This window comes from Anoxybacillus sp. FSL W8-0382 (genome assembly GCF_038003845.1).
GTDB classification, from domain to species: domain Bacteria; phylum Bacillota; class Bacilli; order Bacillales; family Anoxybacillaceae; genus Anoxybacillus; species Anoxybacillus flavithermus_G.
On the sequence record NZ_JBBOPX010000001.1, the window covers coordinates 1,829,339 to 1,840,311 of the forward strand.

At 37.0% G+C, this 10,973-nt stretch carries 8 protein-coding genes and 1 pseudogene; 1 reads left to right on the top strand and 8 read right to left on the bottom strand.

Annotated features, from left to right (window positions below; genetic code table 11):
* Nucleotides 1-11: 11 nt before the first annotated feature.
* The 8 genes and pseudogenes from NSS60_RS09600 to NSS60_RS09635 all read right to left on the bottom strand — a co-directional run bounded on the left by NSS60_RS09600 (nt 12) and on the right by NSS60_RS09635 (nt 9,992).
* Complete coding sequence (locus NSS60_RS09600; protein ID WP_340720803.1) at nt 12-1,577, bottom strand: hypothetical protein; 1,566 nt, start codon at nt 1,575-1,577, stop codon at nt 12-14.
* 124 nt (nt 1,578-1,701) lie between these two features.
* Nucleotides 1,702-2,250: pseudogene (locus tag NSS60_RS09605) on the bottom strand (transposase); the annotation flags it as partial.
* Nucleotides 2,251-2,624: 374 nt separating this feature from the next.
* Nucleotides 2,625-4,223, bottom strand: coding sequence for a GTPase (locus NSS60_RS09610; RefSeq protein ID WP_340720804.1), 1,599 nt, complete (start codon nt 4,221-4,223; stop codon nt 2,625-2,627).
* A 19-nt stretch (nt 4,224-4,242) separates the two neighbouring features.
* Nucleotides 4,243-5,997 (bottom strand): dynamin family protein, encoded by a 1,755-nt coding sequence (locus NSS60_RS09615; RefSeq protein WP_340720805.1) that lies wholly within the window; start codon nt 5,995-5,997, stop codon nt 4,243-4,245.
* Between the two features lie 6 nt (nt 5,998-6,003).
* Nucleotides 6,004-6,912, bottom strand: coding sequence for a hypothetical protein (locus tag NSS60_RS09620; RefSeq protein ID WP_340720806.1), 909 nt, complete (start codon nt 6,910-6,912; stop codon nt 6,004-6,006).
* Complete coding sequence (locus NSS60_RS09625; protein ID WP_340720807.1) at nt 6,869-7,699, bottom strand: GTPase; 831 nt, start codon at nt 7,697-7,699, stop codon at nt 6,869-6,871. The genes NSS60_RS09620 and NSS60_RS09625 overlap by 44 nt, the downstream gene beginning before the upstream one ends.
* Before the next feature lie 55 nt (nt 7,700-7,754).
* Entirely contained in the window at nt 7,755-8,732 is a 978-nt protein-coding gene (locus tag NSS60_RS09630) for a helix-turn-helix transcriptional regulator (protein WP_340720808.1), read from the bottom strand.
* A 78-nt stretch (nt 8,733-8,810) separates the two neighbouring features.
* Nucleotides 8,811-9,992 carry an IS701-like element ISBsm1 family transposase gene (locus tag NSS60_RS09635; protein ID WP_088223322.1) on the bottom strand — a complete coding sequence of 394 codons (1,182 nt, stop codon included), beginning with the start codon at nt 9,990-9,992 and terminating at the stop codon, nt 8,811-8,813.
* Nucleotides 9,993-10,299: 307 nt separating this feature from the next.
* Between NSS60_RS09635 and NSS60_RS09640 the strand changes: the two genes are divergently transcribed.
* Nucleotides 10,300-10,935: a hypothetical protein gene (locus tag NSS60_RS09640; RefSeq protein WP_004891165.1), complete on the top strand. Its 636-nt coding sequence runs from the start codon at nt 10,300-10,302 to the stop codon at nt 10,933-10,935.
* Nucleotides 10,936-10,973: the final 38 nt, after the last annotated feature.

Genomic DNA, 10,973 nt, shown 5'->3' on the forward strand with positions numbered 1-10,973 from the left:
CTATAAAATTATTAAAATTCAAGTGCTATATTTTGATTGAGCATAAAATTATTAAACTCATCAAAATTTTTAAACTGTAAGGCTTTTCCCATCTCTAGTGCTATTTTATTTAGCCCTTCAGTAAATTGTTCTAAATTATCGTTCTTAATAGCTAAATCTATAAGTTGAAAACTCTGCTGAAAGAGTATTTCTCGATTGCTGTAAAATTCATTTATCATTTTTTCTAATATTCTACGTTGAGAATTCATTGACTCAATTGCAGCTGTAGCAATAGCATGAACCCTCACACGACGCTCTACAGAAATTTGTTCTTCATGTAACACTTGCATTGCAGCACCATATATTGTTGAAGATGTTATATATCCAATCATTGCACCTATAGCTGTCCCTACCCCTGGAAAGATAGCTGTCCCAATTGCTCCTCCCCAGCTTGCTGCAATAGCCCCTGTACCTTTTTCACCCAACTCTTCAACTAATTGAATTGCATCTATCTCTCCATTTGCATATCGTATTAACGATTTTCCTACTTGGACACCTACCGTAGCAATTGTTGCAGGCAAATTAGTCTTGGATAAATTTACAAAGATACTATTCTTGCTTGAAGCCATAAAACCTCTTATTGCGGTATCACTCGCACCAATAATATAAGCACTTGTACTTCCTCCTACCGTATCTATAGCAACATCTTTTAATGCATCCTTAATTTCCTTTTCCCCTCTCATTACACAAACAATATTTTTTGATGTAGAAATTGCCGCTGAAATAACTGCTACGGCTTTTGCTTGCTCTACTCCGGAATGATGGGCAGTCTTAGCAACATATTTAGCAGTAGCCAATTTAGGATGTTCTCTTAAAAACATTGCTTCTCGAGAACTTATCCCACTGTCTGTAATATCCTTTGCTGCCTGCCTATATTTTTTGGCTTTATCCTCAAGCATTTTAGCTTTTTCTAAATTCCCATTTGTACGAAATTCTTTTGCTTTGGCACTTAACTTTTCTGATTGTTCTTGTGCATATTTTTTTGCTAACTCATATTGTTCAGAAGGAACAAGAACTTTATTTCCCCTATATCTATCCCAATCTTTACTTACTAATTTTCTAACAAGTTTTTCTGAACTTTTTTGTATTTGTTCTTGAGTTTGATAACCTCCACAAAATTTCATCTGTGCACTCCATAGAGGTTGATTTGCGTTTACTATTGGGTTTCCATCTACATCCACTGCTAAAATATCAAACTGAGTATGATTCCCGAGACCAACATCATTTGATCTACTTACTCGAGTATTTTTCCTGTTAATTATATTATCTGCATTTGTTTTATCGACATAATGGATTTCTGCAGCGAATCCAGCTTGCTGTTTAAGGTTCTGATATTCAAAATTAGGATTGACATTGGATTCTGCTACTTGTTTAAGACCCTTTTTAATTATGTGTCCGTCAGCTGAAACATTATCCTTGTAGCCCTTAATATATTCAGCCGCTGCTCTACCATACCTTTCAACATTCTCAGTTGTTGTTGCCCCAATGACCGAATCAATAAGTCCGCTATGATCTTTCTTCTTATTTTTTTCATTCATAGATAATTCCCCTTCATTTACTATCTATCCTGAAAACAAAATTTGGCAAAAAACAACCCCCACCTAGCCTTTGGAATATAATTTCCAAAGGAAGGTATTAAAGTTTATATATGGTTTAATTCCCTTATGCACTCACTTTTTCTAACTTCACTTCGTACCCTAACCCCTCTAATTTCTTCACCGTTTGACGCACGATCTTTGCTTCCCGTTGACGATCCCAATAGTCTGCCCCTAATTCTTTATACGGTTCCTTCCGAGTTAACAGGTAATAGATGATTTCTAATATCGTTCGTCCAACTGCCATACTCGCTCGATTCGCCCCTCTTCTTGCGGCTATGCGGTGATATTTCGCGGATAAATACGCATCCTTCTTTCTCGCGGCGGCACGGGCACATTCTACTAAACACGCTCTCAGCTTCTTGTTCCCTTTCCTCGTTCGGCTTGATAACCGTTTCCCCGCACTCTCGTAGTTTCCTGGTGCCATGCCTGCCCACGATGCCAGATGGCTCGCTGATGCAAAGCGACTCATATCGGTTCCGATTTCTGCCAAAATTTGTTCCGCACTTTGCCGCCCGACTCCCGGAATCGTATCTAAGAGCTCCAGCGCTTCTTCAAAAGGGCGCGTTCTCTCCTCGATCTCCTGATCTAATCGCGCAATCGCTTCATCTAGGTATATTTTGAAAAAACTTGGCTTCATTCCCTTACAAACGAGGATCAAAACAACAAGAGGTTTTATTATTTCGTCTTTTCACCTAATAGGCGAAAAGACGAAACGGAAAGAATATTATTAAGTGATGACGAATAAAACTGCTGCGAATTCAGAGTTTTGATTTTGTGATGTAATTGTAAAATCAACTCTTTAAGCAACTGACACATTTCCCGTTTTGACATGTTCGGTTTTCTAGCAACACTGTCGCTATGACGAGAATTTTTTCGTTCGTCAGTTATTCATTTTCATCTTGCTTTAAAACATAGCCCTTTAATTAAACTACCTTAGACAAACAAGGACAGGCATTAAGTTAAACATGCCAAATTTTCAAACTGGATTTATATAGAATCCAATTGCAAATCAAGCACTTGCAACTTATGCATTAGCTGGGTAACAGCATTAATACTAGTTTCAATTTCAACGTTATCACGTTCGACATCGTTTATTTGCTCTCTAATTTCTTTCTCTATTTCCGTAAACAGATTGTCAATTGTTTCCCGGACATTTCTTATCGTTTCCTCTTCAAATTTAAACAAACTCAATCGTATTTTCGTATTCAAATTTTGTAACATCGCTATTTGGGCATGGAGTAATTCTTGCTGTTTGGCATTAGCCTCAGCTACCTGAGCTTTTAGTTTTTCAAATTCCTTCTGTTCCTGCTCACGCTGTTTATGGTAATTTAAAATCATTCTTACTATCTCTATTAAAATAGTTTCTTTGATGATTGGTCGAACTAAACTACGAAAAATATTCCCGGAAATCGAATCATATGAATCGACCTCTATCACTTTTTCCACTTGGCTTACTTCCGGTATGTTTATAGCTACAGTTGTTAATTCATTTAAGTTGGGGATGCTTCGTGGAATATTTAACGCCGGAATGTTTACTTGTGTCTTTATACTCTTTTTCCAAGTGTACATAGCTTGCTGTATTTCTTCATTAACAATTGTTTCAATAATCCGCTGGAGCTGTTCAACCAAAAATTGAATGTCTTGACCGTTTGCGGCAAAACGATAAATTTCATCGCCAATGGAATAAATTTGTTGTCTCACCCTCAAGTAAACAGTTTGATACAAAGTATTTTTTTGTGTAGATAGCGTTGTTAATAAATGCAGCAAATTTTTTTCGTCTTCTTTTTTGATCGACTGTTTAAGATTTTCTAACAGATCCGTCAAATTCTTTAATATCATATAGATTGGAGGGCGCAAAATCTTCGGACCGTCTACTTCCCTCAATTTTTCTAAAATCGTAATTTCCAAGTCTTCAATACCACTGCTTTGCATAAGTATATGCTTATTTTGTAATTTTCCTCGCAATGCTGACTCAGCATTGACTCGTAAAAAAGTATATTTAGATTGAATCTTCTCAATCCCATAGTTTTCAGCTTCCCGTTGCAAATTGGCGAATATTTTTTTTCGTATTTGCTGGGCACGCATTTCGTCCCCTTCGTCACTATCTGCAATTTGCTTATTATTTAAAACAATAATTAATGGCTTATTCATCTGGATAATTTTTAAAATTTCTTGGGTAACAATCCGGTTATCAAACGTTTCACTATCATCAATAACAAATAAAATGACATCATGTTTTTCTAATTCGTTTCGAGATAGCCGATAATCTTCTTCAGGACCATTAATTCCTGGAGTATCAACTAAATCGTATCCACCCCAAGCATATCTAGTTACACTCTTTGTTTCCGGGACATCTGCAACGGAAGCTCTTTCCTCGCCGAAAATCGCATTTAGTAGAGTACTTTTTCCGGCATTATAAATTCCATAAAACATCAGGCTAGGCGCATATTCTTTTAGTCTTGGTTCAATTTCAGACTTTAAAGAAACAGCTGTATGCTCAAATCCATGTTTGTTTAATAATGCAGTTGTTTCTGCTAAGTATTCTGATAACAACTTTTTAAAATCTAATAGTTTGCTTGCTGTCATTCTATCCCCATCCCACTGTTTAAAATTTTAATTGTTCAAGCCGAGAATTAACTTCTTCCATTTTTTTAATTATTTCATTTAAAGTCTGTTCCACAGCATTAAAGTAACTATTAGCAATTACATCAATTGCTTCTTCAACAAATAAGTCTAGTTGCTTATATACTTGATCAAGTACTTTTTCCGTAACATCGACAACATTGTTGCCTAGACGAATTTTCTTTTCTTTTTCTCGCTTGACATGGGCAATTTCCTCAAATTTTTTTCCAAAAAAATGTTGGATATGCTCTAAAATTCCCTGTGGATCACGTTGCCTTTTAACGATGTCATATTCTTGGTATTTTATAGTTTCGTATTTATCTTCAAATTTAACGTTAATATCTAATGAAAGTGCTTGAAGTTGTATATGTTGGTAGTCTTTTATAATTTCCGTTACGTTTTGACTTAAGACTTTATTAAATTTTGGCTGTATATCGTACAGCAATTTTTGCGCAATCTGTTCTGAATCAATTTTTTCGCCCGCATCATGTTTTAAGGATAGTTTCATTAATGAAGTTTCAATGATTGGCGTAATTTCAACTTTTAATTGGGGAAGAATTCTTTTCCTTAACGAATGTAATTCTTGTTTTTTCGAATCAATTTTTGCGACTAATTGCTTGATTGTTTCCATCATTTCAAACAGACCGATAGAATAATTATCACCAACACTGAAACCTTCTTGAATTTCTTTAATCGTACTATTAACTTCTTTGCGTGGGCGTTCAATCTTTAATTCCAATCCTCTGTCACTAATGGTTCTACCTATTTGCTCGTACAATTTAGGCATGTTGCTTTTCACAAACAATTCATTATCATTTTCGATAATGGCTTTCTTAGCTACTCTTACAGATACACTTAAATACGTTTGATTTTTTAAATAGCTTGTTATGCCTTTCTTTGAGATTACTTCTTGTACGTACCTTTCTTGCGTTTTTCTTGTCTCTTCATCTTTCGGCATAAGAATGGTTACTAGTTGTCCGTCAATCTCGTCTTTTATCGTCTTGTCTGATTTGGTTATCACAACAAGCACAGGCTTTTCTTTTCTCATTAATCTCTCTAGTTCAACAATTTCATCAGCTTGACCCGGGGAAGACGAGGAAACAACAAACAAAATTAAGTCAGCATAGTCAACATATTTTTTAGCCAACTCTTCATTTTCCTTATTTAGTGAATGGATTCCCGGTGTATCTACCCATGTAAGCCCGTCATTTAATGTATAGTATTGTATTGTGCTCGTTTCCTCCACATCGTTTTCCTTAAACTCATTCGTTTGTAGCGGAACGGCACCTCGCTCTTTTGCTTGTGTGCTCCAGTCATACACATAAAATTGAGGTCGTGTTGTATAACTGACTTTACTTTGTTCAAAAGGAATGCCAGCAATAAAATTACCAAGCGAGCTTTTTCCAGAATTAACGTTTCCAAATACCGCTAGTAAAATAGACTTTTCAAACTGATGAATAAATTCTTTCCCTGCTATATAATTGTCTACCCGATCAATCCACTTCTTTATTTTTTGTTGATACAATTCTATTGTTTCCATCATCATTTTTTTTAGTTCGTCTTCTTCCATATTCACTGCTTTACTTGACATAGATTTCATAAAATCGTCTAATAACTTTAACTGATTTTTAATTTCTTTTTGCCGATCGTTTACTTCCATTGTGTAATTTTTTAGTTTTTCAGATCCTTCTTTAATATTTGCTAAAAACGAATCAACATATTGTTGAATGGTTAACATATTTAATCACTTCCCCAAACAATTTTCTACATAATCTTTTAATTTTTTTATCGCTTTTTCTAACTTTTTCTCTTCAGCTTTGATATATGATAACTGCAAATCTATGTCTTTTATTTGCGATAAAATATTCTCACTATTTTTAGAGAGGCTTCTCAACAGCTTATTTGTATGTTTTATTAAGCTTTCTTCCAACTCACGGATAAACTTTTTAATAGCTGGAGAAAAAGCGTCTTTTACAATTCTTTTTGCTTGATCAATATTCGCATTAAGATCTTTTTCTAAATCCGACTTTGCCTTAGAAAAATCATATTGATAATATTCCACTTCTTTTTCGCTTCCAAACCATCCTTTTTCATACCTAGTAATATAATAAGTATCGACATTAGCTTTTAAATACCAGTCGCAACTATCATAATCGTTAAGAGCTTCTAAAATATCATTAGTATTAACATTTACATTAATAGAACTAACATTGAAAGAAATTTGAGAGTCGAACGGATACTTTAATTCAAGTTCTCCTATCCTTTGCAATACATTATCTGTAAGTCGAACTAAATTTTTTTGTAATTCTAACTCAACTTTAAAATAGGGATTATTAGCAGATTTTTCATAGTATTGATAAGGTTTTATTGCATTGATTAGTTCTTTTTGAAAAGAATACATTTTACTACTTACATGGCTGTAACATTTTTCCCTGAAAGATTCTTTTGCTGCTCGCTCAGCTGCTTCTTCAGAACGATAATTGTATTGTGAAAATGGGTTAGCAGAAAAATAAATATATGTCGACGGTAAAACAAGAAAATTTTCTGTAAGTTTATTCAAACGCTGCTGTTCTGTTGATAACTCACTTTGTATATAGCTCTTTATTTCTTCAAGCATATGTATCTCTTTTGTAAACTTTTGTTTTTTTTGCATTTAAAGATTCAACATCTGGTAGTCGACTTATTAAATAATTTCTAATAGACTCTTCTATTTTTGTAGTGATTGAGTGAACCCTCTCACAAAAAATATCTATTTTTTTATTTTTCAATTCTTGGTTTTTGCCATTAATATAAAACAATAATTCGCTTATTCCACTAGACTCGCGCAACTTCTCCTTTTCTTCTATCATTCCTCTTAAATATGAAACGGAGTCCACTGTAAAAAAAACATCAATTTTAGTATCAAGCTCCCTAAAAATTTGTTCTTGAATTATCTCTGTTATTTTCGACACTTGTTCATTCTCTAATTGATGCCTATTGGAACCAACAAAAACGAATCTATTCCAAAATTCATCTTTTGTCGGAAAATATTGCATTAATCTCTTAATGAATTCCACCTCTACTCTTTGCAGCTCCCCATCCACAAGATTATGAACAAACAATAGTAAATCAGCCTGTTTATATGCCTTGATAGCCTCATCTGTATCTTCTTGATTGGCATTAACACCAGGTGTATCGACCAGAAAGTAATCGTCTAACTCTAAGACTTTATTTGCAGTCGTTTGTCGAACAGCACCAGTTGGGAAATACTCTGGTTTTTGTACAAGCGCATTTAGCAAAGAGCTTTTACCCGATTTCACTATACCAGCAGTGACAATAGCAGGTTTCGAAACGAATGTGTTTAAAAGCTGTTGTAGTTCCTCCATTTTTTCATCAACGTTTATATATGGTTTAAACTCTTGACTAACATCTGTAAGTTCTTCTATTATCGTAAGCGACATACGTATATCAAACTCCCTATAAACATTCTTTTTAAACTAACTTAATTCCAACCTCTCACCTATAATTTTCCAACATCTTCTCAATCGTCTCCCTCATCTCCTCGCGAAATTCTTCCGGCTTGATTACCTCCAAATATTGCGCCTGGCTTAACAGCCACATCTTAATGCCGCGTCCGTAAACTTCTGCTTCAATGACCGATACTTGTCCATCTGTTTCAATGACTTTAGCAGTAGGAAGGCGATCTAAAATCGCTTGCAAGGAAGGTCCCCAAAACCGAAACGTAATTTTCATTAGTTCCCCCGCATACATAAATTGCACTCGTTTGCGAAATTCTCCTTCTTCAAACCGATTTTTATAATCGGATTGGAAATGCTCATTCGTAACGGTGTAACGAACAATGCGATCTACTCGATAAATTGTTGGAAAATTAAATTCATAGTCTATAAGAAAGGCGATTAAGTAAAAGTAATATTCTGAGAAAACGATTCCGACAGGTTTTAACTTCCTTGTGATTGGCGAATCTTCTCCTTCTTTCTTGTAATCAATGACAATCGCTCGTTTTGTGTGCACCGCACGACTTAAATCCCAAATCGTCTGAATGAGCGGTTGGTCATGTTGTAACGAAACGTAGTGAAAATGTTCATTTCGGATGACATCTTGGATAAAACGCTGATTTTGTGGATGTGATTGAAAAATAAGCTTTTTTAATAGCCGATCCATTTCTTCCCTTTTTAATGCACGACTTTCAAGTAATATTTTAGAAATAATAAGAATATCTTCATTTGTCAAACACCTTTGTTTTGATTCCTTCTGGCGCCATACGTATCCCCTTTTTTGACGGTCGTAGTCAATTGTAACCGAATCATAGAACGTGTCTGCGATATACGCCCGCAATTCTTCAATGTCTCGTTGAATCGTTTTTTCATCTACACTAAAACGATCAGCTTCTTGCTTTTTTAAAATAGTCTCCCCTTCTCGTAGACGGTCGTAAATGGATAAAATTCTCCAAGGTTTAGAACACTGTTCACTCACACTTTTCACTCCATAACTGTAGATGAGCAATTTTCATAACAATAATTACCATGTAAAAAGAAACAAACAGGGTAACCCTTATGCCACATGGAGCTGTTTTTTCACGGTATCAATGGGAATATTTTGTTTCGCTGCACAGTAAATGAACTCCACGAGGCTATGTCCTTTTCTCTTGCGCAAGAGATCGAGCCCATCAGAAAAATCGCTGTTCGACTCGAATAGGCTGTACACGTAAGCAAGCTGCACCAAGATCCAGTAGCGTTTCACCGCTCGAACCTGACGAACACGGTACCCATCGAGCTTCAGCTGGTCTTTCGCTTGTCGAAAAAAGCATTCGATCGACCAGCGTTGGGCATAGTGGCGCAAGATGTCTTCATCGCTTAGCTCCCGGTCGGTGCTCAAGACGCAGTGAAGATGTTCCGATGTCATCGGCTGATTGGCTTTCCAAGCGAGCAGCACCACCGCATGGTCGAGACCGTTGAGCGCTCCTTCGTAACGATAGACGCGATAATGCTCTTCTCCCACCGTGACGAGGTGAGTGTCATTCGGTTCGATGGAGCGGGCCAACTGCTTCGCTTGGACGGCAACGCCGTTCGGATAGAGAATCCGGTTCGTCTTGAGCATCGCGATGACGTGGAATCCTTTTTTCAGACAAGCTTCCACGAGCGCTTTCGATGGATACCACGAATCCATCAGCACATAAACGGGACGGCGTACATCCAACGAAGAAAGCATCTCGATTGCGAGTTCCCCTTTGCTTTTTCCCGCCGTCTTGTCGTAGAGGCGGAAGGCAAAGGGAAACGCCTGGGTTGCAGTATGAACCATGAACCAAACAAGAGAATGGCCCCAAATCGATTTTTTCTCTGAGTGAGAGTAGTGCCAATCACATCCCTGAATCGCGTGTGTTGCCCGTGACGAAGGCTTGGTTTTTTGGCAAATCGTATCATCGATCGAAACAAACAAGGGTTGATTCTCCTGTTTGGCGATGCGTTCGACACGACGAAGGATCCACTGCTGGAGTTTATGAAGCAGCGCCTCTTCCTCCCATGGGCTTTTCGTGAAAAAATGGCTGAGTGTCGTGCGGTGGTTCGGATGAAAGCTCCCATGATGAAGATCGGTCAATGTTCCCGAAAATCCCTTCGTGATCATCGCATCCACGATATGAACGAGATGCTTCATAACGGGTTTTGAAAAATAAAGGGCCAACCCCAACATCGTGAAAAACTTGTGAATTCCTTGATGATGTGCTAATCTATTCATGAGACATGAACCTCCTTGTGAATGGTTTGGTAGCACATCTATTCTAATCAAGGAATCGGGTTCATGTCTCCTTTTTTGTTTCGATGTAAATTTATGTTAGTGATTTTGCTCATCTACAGTCCATAAATAGAAATACTATATAAATCACCCGTTTTTTTATCTTTTATAACAATATATTACTATTTTACATGGACAATATATGTACAAGAAGAAAAAAATTCAAAAAAATTGTCGTACTTTTTCGTTTTGTCTCCCTTCTTTCTGTCGAATGATGGTATAATAGAAACGGAAAGAGGAGGTGAGATGGGTGGAACAGTTGTTGCAACGCATTTTTGATGAGCTGGCATATTTGCGTGCGAATATGGCAACGAAAGAAGACGTCGCTATGTTGAAAGATGACATTCGCGTATTAGAAAACCGCGTGAGTCATATCGAACAGACGATGGCGACAAAAGACGACGTCGCAAGCATCGAGCAGCGTATGGCGACAAAAGACGATGTCGCAAGCATCGAGCAGCGCATGGCTACAAAAGACGATATCGCAAGCATCGAGCAACGTATGGCGACGAAAGACGATGTTGCCGCTTTGCAAAACAGTATGCATACGCTTGAGCATCGAGTGGGGCATATTGAACAGACAATGGCTACGAAAGACGATGTCGCAAGCATCGAGCAACGTATGGCGACGAAAGACGATGTGGCGCTTGTGCCAGCTATTCGGGAAATGGTTGGACAGTTGATGGAACGAATGACTGTTGTTGAGTTGCATGTGCAAGAAATTCCGGCCATAAAACAGCAAATCGAACAATTGTCGCAACAAATGGAAGAAGGATTTGAAAAAATGGCGCATCAAGAAACGATTCTACAAGCATTATCACTCCGTTCGATTCAACAAGCAAACGATATCCACTACTTAAAAACAAACACGATTTCCACGAAATAAGTGTAAAATCAAAAAGGGTGTCGCTCATCGGACACCCT